This is a genomic window from Pseudomonas sp. C5pp, from assembly GCF_000814065.1.
GTDB lineage: Bacteria > Pseudomonadota > Gammaproteobacteria > Pseudomonadales > Pseudomonadaceae > Aquipseudomonas > Aquipseudomonas asiatica.
This window is the reverse complement of record NZ_JWLN01000039.1, coordinates 1-18,420: the sequence shown is the minus strand read 5'-3', so window position 1 is coordinate 18,420 and position 18,420 is coordinate 1. Positions and strand designations below refer to the sequence as shown.

Sequence of the window (18,420 nt, the reverse complement as noted above, 5' to 3'; positions counted from 1 at the left end):
CCAGATCCGTTTTTCTGTACCGGCCTCTTCGCGGGCTTGCCCGCTCCCACAGGTACTCCACCGGCCTGAGAGAGGTGAGACTCCTGTGGGAGCGGGCAAGCCCGCGAAGAGGCCGGCACAAGCAACCCAGTCATTTCAGGAGAGATGAACCATGAACACCCGCATCGATCCCTCGCAGCACCTGCTCGGCCAGGGCCCGCTGGTCAACAGCGATCGCCTCTGGCAATCGCTGATGGACCTGGCCCGGCTCGGCGCCACCGCCAAGGGTGGCGTATGCCGCCTGGCCCTGACCGACCTCGACCGCCAGGCCCGCGACCTGTTCGTGCGCTGGTGCGAAGACGCCGGCTGCACGGTCAGCATCGACGCCATCGGCAACATCTTCGCCCGCCGCCCGGGGCGCAACCCGGCCCTGCCGCCAGTGATGACCGGCAGCCACATCGACACCCAACCCACCGGCGGCAAGTTCGACGGCTGCTACGGGGTCATGGCCGGCCTCGAGGTGCTGCGCACCCTGAACGACCTGGACCTGACCACCGAGGCCCCGCTGGAAGTGGTGGTATGGACCAACGAGGAAGGCTCGCGCTTCCCGCCGTGCATGATGGGCTCAGGGGTGTTCGCCGGTAAGTTCGGCCTGCAGGAGACCCTGGCCAAGGTCGACGACCAGGGCCTGTCGGTAGGCGCGGAACTCCAGCGCATTGGTTACGCCGGCCCGCGCGTGCCCACCGGGCATGCCGTCGGTGCTTACTTCGAAGCACATATCGAACAAGGCCCGGTGCTGGAAGACCAGCGCACCACCATTGGCGTGGTCCAGGGCTGCCTGGGGCAGAAATGGTTCGACCTGGTACTGACCGGCGTCGAGGCCCATGCCGGCCCCACCCCGATGCACCTGCGCAAGGATGCGCTGGTCGGTGCCGCCGAGGTGGTGGCTGCGGTCAACCGCGTGGCCCACGCCCACCAGCCGCATGCCTGCGGCACCGTCGGCTGCCTGAACCTGCACCCGGGCTCGCGCAATGTCATCCCCGGCCAGGTGCAGATGACCATCGACCTGCGCCACCTCGACCCCGAGCACCTCGCCGGCATGGTCAGCGAAGTACGCGCGGCCATTGAAACCAGCACGACAAGACACGGGTTGAGTTTCGAGCTGACGCCAACCGCAGACTTCCCGCCGCTGTACTTCGCCGAGCAGTGCGTGGACGCCGTGCGCCAAGGCGCGCGGGAGCTGGGCCTGAGCCACATGGATATCGTCAGCGGCGCCGGCCACGACGCGATCTTCCTCGCCGAACTGGGCCCAGCCGGGATGATTTTCGTGCCTTGCGAAGGCGGCATCAGCCACAACGAAATCGAAAATGCCGCGCCACAGGACCTGGCCGATGGCTGCGACGTGCTGCTGCGCGCCATGTTCCAAGCCGCCAACCCGGGAGCCCGTTGAGATGACCCAGAAAACCGCGATTGGCGAGTTCACCGCCGTCGAACTGCTCGAGTTGTACCAGCGCCGCCAACTGTCACCGGTCGAGGTGATCGACGATGTGCTGGCGCGCATCGACCTGCACAACCCGGCGGTCAACGCCTATTGCCATGTCGACGGCGAAGGTGCCCGCGCCGCCGCCCGCGCCAGCGAACAGCGCTGGCAGCGTGGCGAGCCCTGCGGCCGGCTGGATGGCGTACCCGCCTCGATCAAGGACCTGACCCTGACCCGGGGCATGCCCACACGCAAGGGCTCGCGCACCACCTCGGGCGCAGGTCCGTGGGAAGTCGATGCGCCCTTCACGGCCTTCATGCGCGAAGCCGGCGCTGTGTTGGTGGGCAAGACCACCACGCCGGAGTTCGGTTGGAAGGGGGTGACCGACAACCCGCTGTACGGCATCACCCGCAACCCCTGGGATACCCGGCTGACCGCTGGCGGCTCGTCTGGTGGCGCCGCAGCGGCCGCCGCGTTGAATCTGGGCGTGCTGCACCAGGGCAGCGATGCCGGCGGCTCGATTCGCATCCCGTGCGCCTTTACCGGCACCTTCGGCATCAAGCCGACCTTCGGCTACGTACCGCAATGGCCGGCCAGTGCCATGACCGTGCTGTCGCACCTGGGGCCGATGACACGCACCGTCGACGATTCGGTACTGATGCTCGACTGCGTCGCCCGCCCCGATGCCCGTGACGGGCTGGCCGGCGCCCCCAGGCAGGCGCCGTGGCTGGGCCAGGAGCAGGACCTGAGCGGCCTGCGCATCGCCTACAGTGCCAACTTCGGTTACGTGCAGGTCGACCCGCAGGTCCAGGCACTGGTGGCCCAGACCGTGCAGCGCCTGGCACGGCTGGGCGCACAGGTTGAGGAAGTCGACCCAGGGTTCGGTGACCCGCTGGAGACGTTCAATACCCTGTGGTTCGCCGGCGCGGCGCGGTTGGCCAGTGCGTTCAGCGATGAACAGCGAGCGTTGCTTGACCCAGGACTGCGCTGGATTGCTGAACAGGGCTCGCGGATCAGCCTGGACGAATACACCCAGGCCCTGGAAGCACGGGCAGAGTTGATCGCGAAGATGAATGCCTTCCACCAGCGTCATGACGTGCTGGTATCGCCGATGCTACCGCTGGTGGCATTCGAGGCCGGGCACAATGTGCCGCCGGGGTCGGGGATGACGCAGTGGATGGAATGGACGCCGTTCAGCTATCCCTTCAACCTGACCCAGCAGCCGGCGGCTTCAGTGCCGTGCGGGTTCACCCGCGAGGGGTTGCCGGTGGGGCTGCAGGTGGTGGCCGGGCGCTTTGCCGATGAGCAGGTACTGCGGGTGTGCAAGGTGTATGAGCAGCATTATCCAAGCCGGCATTTGCAGGCACCGATTACCGGTTGAGTGCTCTATTGGACCCGCCGGCTGAAATATTTATTGGCCTTGCTGGCCTCATCGCCGGCAAGCCGGCTCCCACAGGTAAAGCACAGGTCCCGAGGCTGTAGGTGGACCTGTGGGAGCTGGCTTGCCGGTGAAAGGGCCGCAAAGCGGCCCCGGCAATCTCAGCTCAACCGCCCGGCTGGCGCATACGGCGCCGGGTCAATGATCGGCTCTACCCCGGTCAACAGGTCGGCAAACAGCTGGCACGAAGCCGGCGCCAGCACCAGCCCGTTGCGGTAATGCCCGCAGTTCAACCACAACCCCGCATGCCCCGGCACCGGCCCGATATACGGAATACCTTCCGGCGACCCCGGCCGCAGCCCGGCCCAGTGCGCCACCACCGTGGCCCCCTCGAGCTCAGGCAGCAACTCCACCGCCGAGGCCTTCAGGCTCTCCAACGCCTCCTCGGTCGGGGTCTTGTCGTACCCGGCATGCTCCAGCGTGCTACCCACCAGAATATGCCCGTCACGCCGCGGGATCGCATAGCGCCCCTTGGCCAGCACCATGCTCGGCAGGAAGTCTTCGGCACATTTGAACAAAATCATCTGGCCCTTCACCGGCTCCACCGGCAGCTCCAGGCCGAGCGTACGCAGCAGGTCGCCACTCCACGCGCCAGCACTGAGCACCACCTCATCCGCCGCCAGCACGCCGTCTGCCGTCTGCACCCCGGTCACGCGACCGCCCTGCTGGACAAAACCGGTAACCTGGCAGTGCTCACGCAAGGTCACGTTGGGCAACGCCAGCAACGCCGCCTTGAGCGACTTCACCAGGCGCGGGTTGCGCACGTTGGCCACGCCGGCCATGTAGATGGCACGCTTGAAGCCCGGGCCCAGCACCGGTACCGCGTCATAGGCCGCCGAAATATCCACGGCACTCAGCGGCCGCTGCTCACGCTCGGCCCAGGCCAGTGCTTCGGCCTCGTCGTCCAGGTCGAGCCAGTACAGGCCCGTGGTGTGCACTTCGGGGTCGACGCCGGTGCTGGCGAACAAACGCTCGCCCAGCTGCGGATAAAAGTCTTGCGACCAGTGTGCCAGGGCGGTCACGGCCGGGCTGTAACGCCACGGGTACAGCGGCGAGACGATGCCACCACCAGCCCAGGACGACTCGCGGCCGACTTCACCCTGATCGCACACCACCACCTGCCCGACCTTCGCCGCCAGGTTGAATGCCGTCAGCAGGCCGATCACCCCGCCGCCGACCACCACTACTTGCTTGCTCATCTGTCGATCCAACACCTGAAGTAAATCCGCGATGCACCGGGCATCATTCAATCTTCAGCTTCCCCAGCAGTGCACGCTGTCTTCGACGGCACCCGGATTGCGCTGCACGCCGGCCTGGTCGAGCTGGAAATCGCCACAGCGGTCCTGCGCCATCAGCCCGCTCGGCAGCCGCCGGGCGCGCAGCGTGAAGGTGTCGCTGTCGCGCTGGGCCTGCAGGCTGTAATAGCGGGTACCGTCGGGCAACGCCGGGTCGCCCTCGGCGTATTGGCCAGTGCGTACGCGGTGGCGCTCCAGGCGCAGGGCGGCATCATGCAGCAGGCCAACCACTTCGCTGCGCGCGGCTCGCCGTAGCTGGTCGCTGTAACTGGGGTAGGCAATGGCTGCCAGAATGCCGGTCACGGCCAGCACAATCAACAACTCGATCAGGCTCAAGCCTTGCTGCATGTCAGTCTCCTCGCAATCTCTGCCGCCAGGCAATGCGCCGGGTTGTGTCGCCGGCCATGGCGTAGACCGCTTCCAGCACATGCCGCGACTGGGTTTGCAGGCTGACGGCGGTGACGCGGTACAGGGTGACCTGCTGCCCTTCCGGCATATGCGCCGCGTGTTCGCTGGTACCCAGATTCTGCAAATGGAAATAGCCGGTTCGCGTACGCTGCCACTGCCCGCTCAGGTCATGCGGTCGAGCGGGTGGCGGGCACGCCTCGCAAGGGTCGGGGGGAGCCCGCTCGAGCTCGCCTGCCCCTGCCAGCAGCGTGGCCTCGGCCTGCTCCAGCGCCAGCAGGCCTTCGCTCAGATAGCCGGTCATCCGCGTTTGCGCCAGCGCATCACGCAGGGCGGACGCCGCAAGCAGCCCAAGCAGCAGGCTCAGGACCAAGGCCAACAACAGGACTATGCCACGCTGACGATTCATGAGGCCGGCACCGGGTTGCGGATTGCGACGCTCAGTTCATGGTGCTGTTCAAGTTCGAGCGTGGGTTCGTAAAGCGTCAGGGCAATATCCACCCCCTCACCCTGTGCCATTTGCACACGCTGGAAACGTACTGAGCGCACATTTTCAACCAGCGGCTGGAAGTTGCTTTTGTTGCGTTTGAATCTCAGCGTATTGCCCTGGAGTTGGTAGACATATCTGCTGATGGGGTAAACCTGTGGGTAGCCCTCCTTCAACTCATCGTCCACAGACACTTTGCTAGTACAGTCCGTGTGCAGGAACCACTGCGGGCCCCCGGCTTGCCCAGGTAACTCCGCAACGACCAGGCTAAGGGTGGATGCTTCGACTTCCATCGGCCGGGCGAATGCGTGCTCTGCGCTCGAACTGCCGAAGTGCTTTGGCCGCAGTCGCAGGCAGCCGAACATCCCGGTCATGCGGATATCCTGGGCCATTCGCAGCAATGCCAGGCGTGCCTCATCCTGCATGCGTACTGCCGTGCCTTGCAGCCGCCAGGTATGGTGGGCCGAGGCGAATAGCTGGCTGGCCGCCGCCAACAGCAGCAACCCGATGGTCAGCGCCAGCATCACCTCAAGCAAGCCGAAACCACGCTGGCCGCGACTCATGGCCGCCCCCTTTCCTGCTCACTGTGCGCCGCCATTGCCGCCTTCCCATCGCGGCGCGCGTCCTCCGCAGCCTGCAATGCCTGCAGTTGCAGGCCTGCCGCTGCGAATATACCCACGGCCACCACACCCACCGCCAACAACACTTCCAGAAGCGTCATGCCCCGCTGTCTTGCGTGCATCCCTGCACCTCCTGCGACTTTTCCTGCAATTGCATTGAACCCGGGCGACTGGACCGCCGGTCCAACGACCGTGAAGCTACAGCCAAGCACTTCCAGGGAGGAATGCACGGTGAAGCAACGAGGTGTAACACTGATACAAATGTTGTCGGCCCTGGCGGTGGCCGTATTGCTGACACAGCTCGGCATGCCGGCCTACGCCAGATTGAGCGACGACCTACACAGGGCGGCAGCTGCGCGTGACTTGGCACAGGCGCTGCGCAGTGCGCGCAGCCATGCCATGTTGCAAAGCCAGCCGGTGTTGGTGCAGGCGTTGGACGGTAACTGGGGGAATGGTTGGCAGGTGATGCTGGAGCATAACGGGCAGGTGCTGCGCGAGCAGCGTCTTTCACGGCCGCTGAAGATCACGAGCAATCGCGGTGAGCAGCTGAAATTCAGTGCGCAGGGTGTTCCGCTTGGGGCCAACGGTAATTGGTTAGGTTCAACGATGGAGATTTGCGAGCGCTTGACCGCAACTAGCCAGTATCAAGTTGTGATGGCATCGACTGGCAGGGTCAACGTACAGATGGGAGAGCCAAAAAAATCCCGATGCAAAGACACCTCCAGCTAGCATACGTGGTCGTTGTGGGAGCGGCCCTTTCGCGACACAAGGCCGCTCCCACATAAAACAGCACCAGGTGGGTGCCGTTTCAGATCAGCGACCGAACCCGCAGTTCCTTGGGCATGGAGAAGGTGATGTTCTCTTCCCTCCCATCCAGCTCTTCAGCACCGGTGGCGCCCCAGGCCTTGAGCTGCTCGATCACGCCACGCACCAGCACTTCGGGAGCCGAAGCGCCAGCGGTGATGCCGACCCGCGCCGTCTGGTCGAACCAGCCACGCTGCAGGTCCTCGGCACCGTCGATCAGGTAGGCCGGGGTGCCCATGCGCTCGGCCAGCTCGCGCAGGCGGTTGGAGTTGGAGCTGTTCGGGCTGCCGACCACCAGTACCACGTCGCACTCATCCGCCAGTTGCTTGACCGCGTCCTGGCGGTTCTGGGTGGCGTAGCAGATGTCGTCCTTGCGCGGGCCGCCAATGTTCGGGAAGCGCGCACGCAGGGCGTCGATCACACGACTGGTGTCGTCCATCGACAGCGTGGTCTGGGTGACGAACGCCAGGTGGTCCGGGTCCTTCACCTGCAGGTTGGCAACATCCTCCTCGTCTTCGACGAGGTAGATGGCGCCACCGTTGCTGGCGTCGTACTGGCCCATGGTGCCTTCGACCTCCGGATGCCCTTCGTGGCCGATGAGAATGCACTCACGGCCGTCGCGGCTGTACTTGGCCACTTCGATGTGCACCTTGGTCACCAGCGGGCAGGTGGCATCGAACACTTTCAGGCCACGGCCAGCAGCTTCCTGGCGCACGGCCTGGGAAACCCCGTGGGCACTGAAGATGACGATGACGTCGTCCGGTACCTGGTCCAGCTCTTCGACAAAGATGGCGCCACGGTTGCGCAGGTCTTCCACCACGAACTTGTTGTGCACCACTTCGTGACGCACATAGATCGGCGGGCCGAAGACTTCCAGCGCGCGGTTGACGATCTCGATCGCCCGGTCGACCCCCGCGCAGAAGCCGCGAGGGTTGGCGAGTTTGATTTGCATGCTCGGCTCCAGGCTTACAGGGCCTTCACCTCGAGGATCTCCACCTCGAAGGTCAGGGTCTTGCCAGCCAATGGGTGATTGAAGTCGATGGTCACCTGGTCGTCATCGAACGCTTTGACCACACCCGGCAGCTCGGTGTTGGCGGCGTCGTTGAAGATGATCAACAGCCCTTCGGACAACTCCATGCCCTCGAACTGAGACCGTGGCATGACTTGCACGTTCTGCGGGTTTGGCTGGCCGAATGCGTTCTCCGGGGCCACCACGACGGTACGCTTGTCGCCGCCCTTGAAGCCGAACAGGGCGTTCTCGAACCCTGGCAGCAGGTTGCCATCGCCAACCTTGAAGGTGGCCGGGGCCTTGTCGAACGTGCTGTCGACGGTGTCGCCGTTTTCCAGGTGCAGCGCGAAGTGCAGGGTGACTTCGGTGTTCTGGCCGATACGGGTGTCAGTCATGGACCGGATCCTCGGACTTCTTGCTCTTGAACATATCCAGCGCCAGCATCACCGCACCAACGGTGATGGCGCTGTCGGCCAGGTTGAAGGCCGGGAAGTAATGGCGGTTCTGCCAGTGCACCAGGATGAAGTCGACCACATGGCCGAGTACGACGCGGTCGTACAGGTTGCCGATCGCGCCACCCAGCACCAGCGCCAGCGCCACGGCCAGCCAGGTCTCGTTGCGCCCCAGGCGCTTGAGCCACACTACCAGCACGGCACTGACCACCACGGCGATCAGGGCGAACAGCCAGCGCTGCCAGCCGGAGCTTTCAGCCAGGAAGCTGAACGCCGCGCCGGTGTTGTAGGCCAGGGTCCAGCTGAAGTAGTCAGGGATGACGACAACCTGCTGGTACATGGTCAGGGCATTGTTGAAATACAGCTTGGTGGCCTGGTCGAGGACCAGTACCACCAGGCTCAGCCAAAGCCATGCAAGGCGCCCGAAGCGCCCCGCTACAGGGTTAGGCATAGTGGCGCACCTCGCCGGAACCGCTCAGGTTGTCGACGCAACGGCCGCAGATTTCCGGATGCTCCGGGTGGCTGCCGACGTCGGCGCGGAAGTGCCAGCAACGGCCGCACTTGGTGTGGCCGGACTTGACCACTTGCAGCTTGAGGCCTTCGACTTCGGTGGCCACCGCTTCGGCCGGCGCTTGCGCGAATGGCACCACGCTGGCAGCCGAGGTGATCAGCACGAAGCGCAGTTCGTCGCCCAGCTTGCCCAGGTCGGCGCTCAGGCCTTCGTCGGCGTACAGGGTGACTTCGGCCTGCAGGTTGCCGCCGATGACCTTGGCGGTACGCTGGTTTTCCAGCTCCTTGTTGACCGATGCCTTGACGGCCATCACGCGGTCCCAGTAGGCGCGGTCCAGTTCGGTACCTTCCGGCAGCTCGCTCAGGCCTTCGTACCAGCCGTTGAGCATTACCGACTCGTTGCGCTCGCCTGGCAGGTACTGCCAGATTTCGTCGGCGGTGAACGCCAGGATCGGCGCGATCCAGCGTACCAGCGCCTCGCTGATGTGGTAGAGCGCGGTCTGGCAGGAACGGCGAGCGACACTGTTGGCGCCGGTGGTGTACTGGCGGTCCTTGATGATGTCGAGGTAGAAGCCGCCCAGTTCCTGCACGCAGAAGTTGTGCACCTTGGAGTAGACGTTCCAGAAACGGTACTCGCTGTAGTGCTCTTCCAGCTCGCGTTGCAGCAGCAGGGTGCGGTCAACCGCCCAGCGGTCCAGCGCCAGCATGTCTTCCGGGGCCAGCAAGTCGCGGGCCGGGTCGAAGCCGGACAGGTTGGAGAGCAGGAAGCGTGCAGTGTTGCGGATACGGCGGTACGCGTCGGCGCTGCGCTGCAGGATCTGCTCGGAAACGGCCATTTCACCGGAATAGTCGGTAGCGGCAACCCACAGGCGCAGGATATCGGCACCCAAGGTGTTGTTGACCTTCTCCGGCTCGATGGTGTTGCCCAGCGACTTGGACATCTTGCGGCCGTTCTCGTCCACGGTGAAGCCGTGGGTCAGCAGCTCGCGGTACGGCGCGTGGCCGTCGATGGCGCAACCGGTCAGCAAGGACGAGTGGAACCAGCCGCGGTGCTGGTCGGAACCTTCCAGGTACAGGTCGGCACGCGGGCCGGTGGCGTGGCCGATGTCATGCGAGCCACGCAGCACGTGCCAGTGGGTGGTACCCGAGTCGAACCACACGTCGAGGGTGTCGGTGATCTTGTCGTACTGCTCGGCTTCAGCGCCCAGCAGTTCGGCGGCGTCCAGCTTGAACCAGGCCTCGATGCCTTCCTGTTCGACGCGCTTGGCCACTGCTTCCATCAGCTCGACGGTGCGTGGGTGCAGCTCGCCGGTCTGCTTGTGCAGGAAGAACGGGATCGGTACACCCCAGTTGCGCTGACGGGAGATGCACCAGTCCGGGCGGTTGGCGATCATCGAATGCAGGCGCGCCTGGCCCCAGGCCGGGACGAACTTGGTGTCTTCGATGGCTTTAAGTGCGCGCTCACGCAGCGGCTCGCCGGTGGTCGGCTGCTTGTCCATACCCACGAACCACTGCGCGGTGGCGCGGTAGATCAGCGGGGTCTTGTGGCGCCAGCAGTGCATGTAGCTGTGGCTGATGGTTTCGGTGTGCATCAGCGCGCCGACTTCGCTCAGCTTCTCGACGATGGCCGGGTTGGCCTTCCAGATGAACTGGCCGCCGAAGAATGGCAGCGAGTCCACATACACGCCGTTGCTCTGCACCGGGGTGAGGATGTCGTCGTTGACCATGCCGTAGCGCTTGCAGGTGACGAAGTCGTCTTCACCGTAGGCTGGCGAGGAGTGCACCACGCCGGTACCGGCGCCCAGCTCGACGTAGTCAGCCAGGTAGACTGGCGACAGGCGGTCGTAGAACGGGTGGCGGAAGTTGATCAGTTCCAGTGCCGAACCCTGGGCGGTGGCAATGACCGAGCCTTCCAGGCTGTAGCGCTTGAGGCACGACTCGACCAACTCTTCGGCCAGAACCAGCAGACGCTCGCCGGTGTCGACCAGGGCGTACTTGAACTCCGGGTGGATGTTCAGCGCCTGGTTGGCCGGGATAGTCCACGGGGTGGTGGTCCAGATCACGATGGCAGCCGGCTTGGCCAGCGAAGCCAGACCGAAGGCAGCAGCCAGCTTGGCGTCATCGGCTACCGGGAAGGCAACGTCGATGGTCTGCGATTTCTTGTCGGCGTACTCGACTTCGGCCTCGGCCAGGGCCGAACCGCAATCGAAGCACCAGTTCACAGGCTTCAGGCCCTTGAACACGAAGCCTTGCTTGACCATCTCGGCCAGGGCGCGGATTTCGCCGGCCTCGTTGGCAAAGTTCATGGTCTTGTACGGGTTGTCCCAGTCACCCAGCACGCCCAGGCGGATGAACTCGGTCTTCTGCCCTTCGATCTGCTCGGCGGCGTACTCGCGGCACAGCTCGCGAGTGCGGTCGGCGGACAGATGCTTGCCGTGGGTGACCTCGACCTTGTGCTCGATCGGCAGGCCATGGCAGTCCCAGCCCGGCACATACGGCGCATCGAAGCCGGCCAGGGTCTTGGAACGGACGATCATGTCCTTGAGGATCTTGTTCAGCGCATGACCGATGTGAATCTTGCCGTTGGCATAGGGCGGGCCGTCGTGCAGGACGAACTTGGGACGATCCTTGCCAATTTCGCGCAGCTTCTGGTACAGGCCAATGCTGTCCCAGCGCTGCAGGATCTGCGGTTCGCGCTGAGGCAGGCCGGCCTTCATGGGGAAGGCGGTGTCCGGAAGGTTAAGCGTGGCTTTGTAGTCGGTCATTTCAGGCTCTTCGTTAGCGGTTGAGCGTGCCAATGTGCACGTGCGGCGGCGATATCCGCATCGATCGCCGACTTCAGCGCCTCCAGGGAGGCGAATCGCTGCTCTTCTCGCAGCTTGTGGTGGAACTCCACCGTCAGGCGCCGGCCGTAAAGGTCGCCGGCATAGTCCAGCAGATGAATCTCCAGGTGCGGGCGCCCATCACCGGCAACAGTGGGGCGCACGCCGATATTGCCGACACCCGGCCAGGCCTTGCCGTCGATTTCGATGCTGGCCAGGTAGACCCCGGACAGCGGCACGCGGCGGCGCTTGAGCTGAATGTTGGCGGTAGGTGTGCCGAGCTGGCGGGCCAGCTTCTGGCCATGCAGCACGCGGCCGCTGATGCGGTACGGGCGGCCCAGCAGGTGCTCGGCCAGCTCGAAGTTGCCTTCGGACAGGGCCTTGCGCACTTCGGTGCTGCTGACCCGCAGGCCGTCCTGGATCACCGTGTTGGCAGCCTCGACGGTGAAGCCGTACTGCTTGCCGGCCTCGACCAGGAATGCGAAGTCGCCGGCGCGGTCGCAGCCAAAGCGGAAGTCATCGCCCACTTCGAGGTGGCGTACACCCAGGCCGTCGACAAGGATGGCTTTGACGAAGGCATCGGCGCCGAGCTTGCTCAGGCGCTGGTTGAATGCCAGGCACAGCACCCGGTCGATACCCTCGACCGCCAGCAGCTCGATCTTGTCGCGCAGCCGGGCCAGGCGGGCCGGCGCGGTGTCGGGGGCGAAATACTCGCGTGGTTGCGGTTCGAAGATGACCACGCAGGTCGGCAGGCCCAAGGCCTGGCCGCGCTCGCGCAGGCGCGCCAGGATAGCCTGGTGGCCGCGGTGAACCCCGTCGAAGTTGCCAATGGTGGCGACACAGCCCCGGTGCTCGGGGCGCAGGTTGTGAAGACCTCGAACCAGCTGCATAACGCGCTTCTTGCTCATAAAGTGGCCGATTATAACCACACCCGGGCGCCGGTGACAGGCAGCAGCGCCCAAGGGCGGCGTGGAATGCGAAAAACCGACGCCTGACCCGCCCGATGCCTCAGTGCAAGGCCTTGCGGGCGAAATGCCGAGGCCGGAAGCCGCACAGGTACAGGCAGCCGAAATAGGTCACGACGCCCGCCAGTACCAGAGCCCCCAGGCGCACCAGGCGCTCGAGCATGTTGCCCTGTTCCCAGGCCGGCAGATAATGCATGCCGGCCAGCAACACCGCCGACATCAGCCCCACCGCCAGCACCAGCTTGAGCAGGAATATCGCCCAGCCTGGTTGCGGCTGAAACAGCTGCTGACTGCGCAGTTTCCAGAACAGCAGGCCGGCATTCAGGCAGGCCCCCAGGCTGATCGCCAGGGCCAGGCCGGCATGCGCGAGCGGCCCGATCAGGGCCAGGTTGAACAGTTGGGTGCAGACCAGGGTGAATACCGCGATCTTCACCGGTGTACGGATATTCTGCTGCGCATAGAAGCCCGGTGCCAGCACCTTGACCAGAATGATCGCCAGCAAGCCCACCGAATAGGCGATCAGCGCCTTCTGGGTCATGGCTGCGTCGACGGCAGTGAACTTGCCGTACTGGAACAGCGCCACGGTCAAAGGCTCGGCGAGGATGGCCAGGGCCAGGGTGCAGGGCAGCACCAGCAGGAAACACAGGCGCAGGCCCCAGTCGAGGATCCGCGAGTATTCCTCGCGGTCCTTGTTGGCGTAGGTCTTGGCCAGGGTCGGCAGCAGTATGGTGCCCAGGGCCACGCCCAGTACGCCGGAAGGCAGCTCCATGAGGCGGTCGGCGTAGTACATCCACGACACCGAGCCGGCTACCAGGAAGGAGGCGAAGATGGTGTTGATGATCAGCGAGATCTGGCTCACCGACACCCCGAGGATCGCTGGCAGCATCTGCTTGAGCACCCGCCACACGCCGGTATCGCGCAGGTTCAGGCGTGGCAGCACGAGCATGCCGATCTTCTTCAGCGCTGGCAGCTGGTACAGCAACTGTGCCAGGCCACCGGCCAGCACGCCCCATGCCAGGGCCATGATGGGCGGGTCGAAATACGGCGTGAGCAGCACGGCGAAGGCAATCATCGCCACATTCAGCAAGGTCGGGGTAAAGGCCGGTACCGAGAAACGGTTCCAGGTATTGAGGATCGCCCCGGCCAGGGACGACAGCGAGATCAGCAATATATAAGGAAAAGTCACCCGCAACAGGGCGGTGGTCAGTTCGTATTTTTCGGCACTGTCGACAAAGCCTGGTGCGGTCGCCCACACCACCCATGGCGCCGCCAGGATGCCGATGGCGGTCACCAGCGCCAGAACCAAGGTCAGCAGGCCACTGACATAGGCGACGAAGGTGCGGGTCGCCTCCTCGCCTTGCTGGGTCTTGTATTCGGCCAGGATCGGCACGAAGGCCTGGGAAAATGCGCCCTCGGCGAAGATGCGCCGCAGCAGGTTGGGCAGCTTGAAGGCGATGAAGAAAGCATCGGTGGCGATGCCGGCGCCGAAAACACGCGCCAGGATGGTGTCGCGGACAAAGCCTAGCACCCGGGAAATCATGGTGATCGAGCTTACCGCAGCCAGGGATTTGAGCAGGTTCATCGAAAAGATTCACGCCAAGGGCAGAGGACGCTGCCAGACAGCGTCCGAATGTGCGATACTCCCGCGCCTTCGCAGGGGAGCCAAAAATTCCCGAGTTTACAGGTCGCGCAGCAGAAAGGAATATTTCCCTCTTGTTGGCGCACCGCTCGGCGGAACCTTGCAGGTGGCCTTGACATCCGTTCGACTGATCGGCATGATTCGCGGCCTATTTTGTTTGCTATTTACCTAAAGTCTTTCGAGGAGCTCGACGGTGGCCAACACACCTTCCGCCAAGAAACGTGCAAAACAGGCTGAGAAGCGTCGCAGCCACAACGCCAGCCTGCGTTCCATGGTCCGTACCTACATCAAGAATGTAGTTAAAGCCATCGACGCAAAAGACGCCGAAAAAGCGCAAGCCGCTTACGTTCTGGCTGTGCCTGTAATCGACCGTATGGCCGACAAGGGCATCATCCACAAGAACAAGGCTGCTCGTCACAAAGGCCGTCTGAATGGCCACATCAAGGCGCTGAAAGAAGCTGCAGCTGCCTAAGCGACGCGCTAGTCGAAAAACCGACCCTAGGGTCGGTTTTTTGTTGCCTGCGATTTGTGCAAGCATCCCGCCCAGTTGATTACGATCGGCTTTTTGTAGGAGCAGCCTTGTGCTGCGAATGGGCTGCATAGCAGCCCCAGGCTTAAACGGGCAGCGACATTGTCGGGGCTGCTACGCAGCCCATTCGCAGCACAAGGCTGCTCCTACGGAAAAGCGCAAGGCTGCACTTGGCAGCCCTGCCTCCACATCACTTGGCAATCTGAATTTTCGGCGCCCACTGTAGCCATTCATCCTCGGCCTTGTCGAACAAGGCGAACGTCTGCTGCGGCCGTGCCGGGTTGCCCATCTGCTCGCCATCCGGCGTGGCAAAGGCGATACCGCCGTCGATCATGGTCTCCACCGACTCGGTACGCACCGTAACCCCCTTGACCAGCCCCCAGTCGAAACCGAAGCCGCTGCTGTTCCAGAAGCGGCTGCCGCTGCGCACCAGGGCCGCATAGCGCGGCTCGATCAGGATATGGATCAATACGCGGTCAGCGCTCTGGCCCAGCTCGAAGCCCGTCACCTTGCCCACCGCAACCTCACGATAGGTCACCGGCACGCCCGGCTTGATCGAGCCACGGCGCGGGGCGCTCAGCGTCAACGGCAGACCGACTTCAGGCCCTGCCACCTGCGGGGCGTCGGCCAAGGCGATGAAATCGCGCTGCGGGCCACGGTCCTTGGCAGCCGGCTGCACTTCCAGGTACTGCCCGCCCACCAGAGTGTCGAGGTTCTGCGTGCGCACCAGGCCAAAGGCTGGCTTGACCACCCAAAACTGCGTACCGACGCGGGCGATACGGTCCGCCGCTTCGGTAATGCGCGCCCGCAGCAGCACCGCCTGCAGGTCATCGGTCAGGTCGACGCTCTCGATGCTGCCCACATCCAGGCCACGGAAGCGGATCGCCGTACCCGGCTTGAGGCCATCGGCACGGTCCACGCGAATGGTGATCAACGTACCCGCGCGGTTGACCGCATCCTGGCTGTCATGCAGGCGGAAGCGCGGGATGTGGCGTTTCAGGGGCACATCAGGCCGTGGCGTATCGAATGCGATACCACCGGCCATCAGGGTTTGCAGTGACTCACTCTTGATCTTGATGCCCGACAGGCCGCCCGTCAGGGTGATGCCACTGACATTCCAGAAGCGCGACGAACCGTTGACCAGCTTTTCGTATTCCTTCTCGATATGCACACCGATCAGGATGCGGTTGCTGTTGCGGGCGAACTGGTAGCTCTGCACGCTACCCACCTTCACCTGGCGGTACATGACCGGGCTACCGACTTCCAGGGAACCCAGGGTGTCGGCGAACAGCACCATGTGCAGGCCTGGTGCCTTGAGGTCGAGCGGAGGCGCCTTGGCGCGGGCTTCGAACTCGCGTTCGGGCCGCGCACCCTTTTCACCAGGGCGAATGGCAATGTAGTTACCCTTGACCAGCGCCTCCAGGCCGGTGATACCCGCCAGGGAAATCGACGGTTTGACCACCCAGAACTGCGTGCCCTCGACCAGATAATCCTCTGCCAACGGGTCCAGCGTAAGCTCGGCCGAGGCACTGGCCAGGTTGTCCGCCATTGTCAGGGCTTTCAGCGAGCCTACCTGGATGCCCTTGTACATGACCGGTGTACGGCCCGCCTGCAGGCCCTCGTAATCGCTCAATTTCACCTTCACCCGGATACCGGCCTGGGCCGCATCGAAGTCCTCATACAGACGGAACGGCAGGTTCGAGTCGGTGGGTGGACTGTCCTTGCGGTGTTCCGGCGTGGCAAAGGCGATACCACCGGCGACAATGCTCGACAGCGATTCACTACGCACTTTCACGCCCGACAGCGAGGCATCGATGCTGACGCCGCTGGCATTCCAGAAACGCGTGTGCTTGCGCACCAGGCTGGCATAGGCCGGCTCGATGAAGACCTTTATCTCGACGGTGCTCTGGTCCTCGGACAGGCGGTAGCTTTTAACCCGGCCAACCTGGATCTGCTTGTAGAACACCGGGCTGTCACGGTTGAGCGACCCAAGCCGCTCAGCCTTGAGGGTAAGGTGCAGGCCCGGCTCGGTGTCCGACAGCGGCGGCGCAACCTTCAAGGCAGTAAAACGCTTGGTGCGCTCCCCCTCCCCTGGGCTGACGGCGATGTAGTTGCCTGACACCAGAGTTTCCAGGCCGGAAATACCCGCCAGGCTGACGCTCGGCTTCACCAGCCAGAAACGCGTGCCTTTGGTCAGATGCGGCTCGGCAGCCTTGTTCATCTCGATGGTGGCGATCACGCCCTGGTTCTCACCCTTGGCGTCGAGCACCAGGCTCTTGACCTTGCCAACCGGCATGCCCTTGTAGATCACCTCGGTCTTGTTGGCGACGATACCCTCACCCGACTCGAAGCGGACTTCAATTTCCACACCGGCATCACGGTAAGCCTGCCACGCAAGCCAGCCACCGATCATCAAGGCGATCAAAGGCAGGATCCATATGGCCGACCAGTTCGAGGCTGGGCGGGTTTTAGCCGTTGGCAGGTCACTCATGGTCGTCATCCGACTCCGTGTTGTCCCAAATCAGTCGGGGATCGAAAGTTAAAGCGGCAAGCATTGTCAGGATCACCACAGTTGCAAAGGCGACAGCGCCCAGGTTGGCTTCGACACTGGCTATTCGGCCGAAATTCACCACCGCCACCAGGATGGCGATGACAAAGATATCGAGCATGGACCAGCGCCCAATGAATTCGATGAAGCGGTACATCAATATCCGTTGACGTGCCGAAAGCGGCTGACGGCGCTGAACGGAGTACAACAGCAAGCCGATGCCCACCAGTTTGAACGTGGGCACCAGGATACTGGCAATGAACACCACGGCAGCAATGGGCACCATGCCATGCTTGAGCAAGGTGATGACGCCGGACATGATCGTGTCGGGGCTGCCTTGGCCCAAGGTGCTCACGGTCATGATCGGCAGCATGTTGGCCGGGATGTACAGGATCGACGCGGCAATCAGCAGCGCCCAGGTACGCGCGATGCTGTTCGGCCGACGGGCATGCACGATGGCACCGCAGCGTGTACAGGTTTGTGAAGTGCTGTCTGGCTGTTGCCGGTTCAGCTCGTGACATTCATTGCAGACAAGAATGCCTGCATCAATCGCCCGCATGCAGGTCCTCCCCTGATAGCGCACTCCAGATCTGATGCGGTGACATCACCACCTCGAGCCACACCTGGATCAATAACAGGCTGATGAAGCAGAACAGCCCCAGGCCTACCGTCAGCTCGGCCAGGTCCACCAGCTTGACGATGGCTACCAGCACGCCCATGAAATAGACCTCGAGCATGCCCCAGTCACGCAAGTGGTGATAGATGCGGTAGAACAGCAGGCCGAAACTACGCCCCACGTTCAGACGGATACTCAAGAGCACGACCAGCTGACAGAGCAGTTTTGCCAGAGGGATGGCCATGCTGCACAAGAAAACCACGACGGCCACACCGCGCATTTCCGAGTTGTACAGGCCCAGCACGCCGCTCCAGACAGTATCGTCCGATGTCTGGCCAAGCAGGTGCAGCTGCATGATCGGCAGGAAATTGGCAGGCACAAACAGCAGCAAGGCGGTGAGCACCAGGGCCAGGCTGCGGTTGACCACATTGTGCCGATGGGCGTACAGCTCATAGCCGCAGCGCGGGCATTGGGCTTTCTCATCATGCTGGAGCACGGGCTTGCGCAGCAGCAGGTCACATTCATGACAGGCGACAAGCTCGTCCAACGGCAACTGGGCCAGGGTTTCAGGTTCGACAGGATTGGGCATATAGCGCTTCTGAATAGGTGCGTGGGCCTATTCTAGTGTTCTGGCTCGAATTGTGGGAGGCGACGATTGAACGGTGACCAGTGCGGGCGAGTCGAGGCGTCGAACCGCCGCGAAGCGGGCGACGTGGTGGATGGCACCGGCTATGCCGGTGTTCGCGGGTGAACCCGCTCCCACAGGGACTGCGTATGCCCAGGAATTTTTGCGCCACAAAGACAAAACCCCTACCTGCATGT

At 63.5% G+C, this 18,420-nt stretch carries 18 protein-coding genes; 4 read left to right on the top strand and 14 right to left on the bottom strand.

Annotated features, from left to right (window positions below; genetic code table 11):
* Nucleotides 1-151 precede the first annotated feature (151 nt).
* A complete protein-coding gene (locus RR51_RS24445; protein ID WP_039614948.1) occupies nucleotides 152-1,429 on the top strand; it encodes a Zn-dependent hydrolase in 1,278 nt (425 codons plus the stop codon).
* Nucleotide 1,430: 1 nt separating this feature from the next.
* Nucleotides 1,431-2,840 (top strand): amidase, encoded by a 1,410-nt coding sequence (locus RR51_RS24440; protein WP_039614947.1) that lies wholly within the window; start codon nucleotides 1,431-1,433, stop codon nucleotides 2,838-2,840.
* Between the two features lie 158 nt (nucleotides 2,841-2,998).
* Here the strand turns inward: RR51_RS24440 and thiO are convergent, their stop codons facing one another.
* From thiO to RR51_RS24415, 5 genes are read right to left on the bottom strand one after another with little or no spacing between them, the layout of a single operon-like run.
* On the bottom strand, nucleotides 2,999-4,096 hold the full coding sequence (thiO, locus tag RR51_RS24435) for a glycine oxidase ThiO (RefSeq protein ID WP_039614946.1): 1,098 nt from the start codon (nucleotides 4,094-4,096) through the stop codon (nucleotides 2,999-3,001).
* A 54-nt stretch (nucleotides 4,097-4,150) separates the two neighbouring features.
* Nucleotides 4,151-4,540, bottom strand: a complete 390-nt coding sequence (locus RR51_RS24430; RefSeq protein ID WP_013970758.1) for a type IV pilin protein — start codon at nucleotides 4,538-4,540, stop codon at nucleotides 4,151-4,153.
* 1 nt (nucleotide 4,541) lies between these two features.
* Nucleotides 4,542-5,006 carry a hypothetical protein gene (locus tag RR51_RS24425; RefSeq protein WP_039614945.1) on the bottom strand — a complete coding sequence of 155 codons (465 nt, stop codon included), beginning with the start codon at nucleotides 5,004-5,006 and terminating at the stop codon, nucleotides 4,542-4,544.
* Entirely contained in the window at nucleotides 5,003-5,647 is a 645-nt protein-coding gene (locus RR51_RS24420) for a PilW family protein (RefSeq protein ID WP_039614944.1), read from the bottom strand. Before RR51_RS24420 ends, RR51_RS24425 begins: the two co-directional genes overlap by 4 nt.
* Nucleotides 5,644-5,826: a prepilin-type N-terminal cleavage/methylation domain-containing protein gene (locus RR51_RS24415; protein WP_039614943.1), complete on the bottom strand. Its 183-nt coding sequence runs from the start codon at nucleotides 5,824-5,826 to the stop codon at nucleotides 5,644-5,646. Before RR51_RS24415 ends, RR51_RS24420 begins: the two co-directional genes overlap by 4 nt.
* Before the next feature lie 109 nt (nucleotides 5,827-5,935).
* Here RR51_RS24415 and RR51_RS24410 point away from each other — a divergent pair, with 109 nt between their 5' ends.
* On the top strand, nucleotides 5,936-6,433 hold the full coding sequence (locus RR51_RS24410; RefSeq protein WP_024086212.1) for a GspH/FimT family pseudopilin: 498 nt from the start codon (nucleotides 5,936-5,938) through the stop codon (nucleotides 6,431-6,433).
* Nucleotides 6,434-6,512: 79 nt separating this feature from the next.
* Here RR51_RS24410 and ispH read toward each other — a convergent pair whose 3' ends face one another.
* From ispH to murJ, 6 genes are all read right to left on the bottom strand, one after another.
* Nucleotides 6,513-7,460, bottom strand: coding sequence for a 4-hydroxy-3-methylbut-2-enyl diphosphate reductase (gene ispH / locus RR51_RS24405; protein ID WP_013970753.1), 948 nt, complete (start codon nucleotides 7,458-7,460; stop codon nucleotides 6,513-6,515).
* A 14-nt stretch (nucleotides 7,461-7,474) separates the two neighbouring features.
* A complete protein-coding gene (gene fkpB, locus RR51_RS24400) occupies nucleotides 7,475-7,912 on the bottom strand; it encodes an FKBP-type peptidyl-prolyl cis-trans isomerase (protein WP_003258215.1) in 438 nt (145 codons plus the stop codon).
* Nucleotides 7,905-8,420, bottom strand: coding sequence for a signal peptidase II (gene lspA / locus RR51_RS24395; protein WP_003258216.1), 516 nt, complete (start codon nucleotides 8,418-8,420; stop codon nucleotides 7,905-7,907). The genes fkpB and lspA overlap by 8 nt, the downstream gene beginning before the upstream one ends.
* A complete protein-coding gene (gene ileS / locus RR51_RS24390) occupies nucleotides 8,413-11,244 on the bottom strand; it encodes an isoleucine--tRNA ligase (RefSeq protein ID WP_039614942.1) in 2,832 nt (943 codons plus the stop codon). Before ileS ends, lspA begins: the two co-directional genes overlap by 8 nt.
* The gene (gene ribF, locus RR51_RS24385) at nucleotides 11,241-12,191 is read right to left on the bottom strand and encodes a bifunctional riboflavin kinase/FAD synthetase (RefSeq protein WP_039614941.1); all 951 of its coding nucleotides are present in this window, start codon (nucleotides 12,189-12,191) and stop codon (nucleotides 11,241-11,243) included. The genes ileS and ribF overlap by 4 nt, the downstream gene beginning before the upstream one ends.
* Nucleotides 12,192-12,309: 118 nt before the next feature.
* Nucleotides 12,310-13,848: a murein biosynthesis integral membrane protein MurJ gene (murJ, locus tag RR51_RS24380; protein WP_013970749.1), complete on the bottom strand. Its 1,539-nt coding sequence runs from the start codon at nucleotides 13,846-13,848 to the stop codon at nucleotides 12,310-12,312.
* A gap of 250 nt (nucleotides 13,849-14,098) precedes the next feature.
* Here murJ and rpsT point away from each other — a divergent pair, with 250 nt between their 5' ends.
* The gene (gene rpsT, locus RR51_RS24375; RefSeq protein WP_003247625.1) at nucleotides 14,099-14,377 is read left to right on the top strand and encodes a 30S ribosomal protein S20; all 279 of its coding nucleotides are present in this window, start codon (nucleotides 14,099-14,101) and stop codon (nucleotides 14,375-14,377) included.
* A 247-nt stretch (nucleotides 14,378-14,624) separates the two neighbouring features.
* On the opposite strand, the gene RR51_RS24370 is transcribed toward rpsT, so the two are convergent.
* The 3 genes from RR51_RS24370 to RR51_RS24360 are packed head-to-tail and all read right to left on the bottom strand — an operon-like array spanning nucleotide 14,625 to nucleotide 18,187.
* Nucleotides 14,625-16,925, bottom strand: coding sequence for a PqiB family protein (locus RR51_RS24370; protein WP_039614940.1), 2,301 nt, complete (start codon nucleotides 16,923-16,925; stop codon nucleotides 14,625-14,627).
* Nucleotides 16,918-17,541, bottom strand: a complete 624-nt coding sequence (locus tag RR51_RS24365) for a paraquat-inducible protein A (protein WP_015268842.1) — start codon at nucleotides 17,539-17,541, stop codon at nucleotides 16,918-16,920. The genes RR51_RS24370 and RR51_RS24365 overlap by 8 nt, the downstream gene beginning before the upstream one ends.
* The gene (locus tag RR51_RS24360; RefSeq protein WP_013970746.1) at nucleotides 17,528-18,187 is read right to left on the bottom strand and encodes a paraquat-inducible protein A; all 660 of its coding nucleotides are present in this window, start codon (nucleotides 18,185-18,187) and stop codon (nucleotides 17,528-17,530) included. Before RR51_RS24360 ends, RR51_RS24365 begins: the two co-directional genes overlap by 14 nt.
* Nucleotides 18,188-18,420 lie beyond the last annotated feature (233 nt).

Bases quoted from the DNA above. Each gene is read 5' to 3' on its own strand.
- RR51_RS24445 (WP_039614948.1), top strand. From the start codon at position 152: ATGAACACCCGCATCGATCCCTCGCAGCACCTGCTCGGCCAGGGCCCG.
- RR51_RS24440 (WP_039614947.1), top strand. From the start codon at position 1,431: ATGACCCAGAAAACCGCGATTGGCGAGTTCACCGCCGTCGAACTGCTC.
- thiO (WP_039614946.1), bottom strand. From the start codon at position 4,096: ATGAGCAAGCAAGTAGTGGTGGTCGGCGGCGGGGTGATCGGCCTGCTG.
- RR51_RS24430 (WP_013970758.1), bottom strand. From the start codon at position 4,540: ATGCAGCAAGGCTTGAGCCTGATCGAGTTGTTGATTGTGCTGGCCGTG.
- RR51_RS24425 (WP_039614945.1), bottom strand. From the start codon at position 5,006: ATGAATCGTCAGCGTGGCATAGTCCTGTTGTTGGCCTTGGTCCTGAGC.
- RR51_RS24420 (WP_039614944.1), bottom strand. From the start codon at position 5,647: ATGAGTCGCGGCCAGCGTGGTTTCGGCTTGCTTGAGGTGATGCTGGCG.
- RR51_RS24415 (WP_039614943.1), bottom strand. From the start codon at position 5,826: ATGCACGCAAGACAGCGGGGCATGACGCTTCTGGAAGTGTTGTTGGCG.
- ispH (WP_013970753.1), bottom strand. From the start codon at position 7,460: ATGCAAATCAAACTCGCCAACCCTCGCGGCTTCTGCGCGGGGGTCGAC.
- fkpB (WP_003258215.1), bottom strand. From the start codon at position 7,912: ATGACTGACACCCGTATCGGCCAGAACACCGAAGTCACCCTGCACTTC.
- lspA (WP_003258216.1), bottom strand. From the start codon at position 8,420: ATGCCTAACCCTGTAGCGGGGCGCTTCGGGCGCCTTGCATGGCTTTGG.
- ileS (WP_039614942.1), bottom strand. From the start codon at position 11,244: ATGACCGACTACAAAGCCACGCTTAACCTTCCGGACACCGCCTTCCCC.
- ribF (WP_039614941.1), bottom strand. From the start codon at position 12,191: ATGCAGCTGGTTCGAGGTCTTCACAACCTGCGCCCCGAGCACCGGGGC.
- murJ (WP_013970749.1), bottom strand. From the start codon at position 13,848: ATGAACCTGCTCAAATCCCTGGCTGCGGTAAGCTCGATCACCATGATT.
- RR51_RS24370 (WP_039614940.1), bottom strand. From the start codon at position 16,925: ATGAGTGACCTGCCAACGGCTAAAACCCGCCCAGCCTCGAACTGGTCG.
- RR51_RS24365 (WP_015268842.1), bottom strand. From the start codon at position 17,541: ATGCGGGCGATTGATGCAGGCATTCTTGTCTGCAATGAATGTCACGAG.
- RR51_RS24360 (WP_013970746.1), bottom strand. From the start codon at position 18,187: ATGCCCAATCCTGTCGAACCTGAAACCCTGGCCCAGTTGCCGTTGGAC.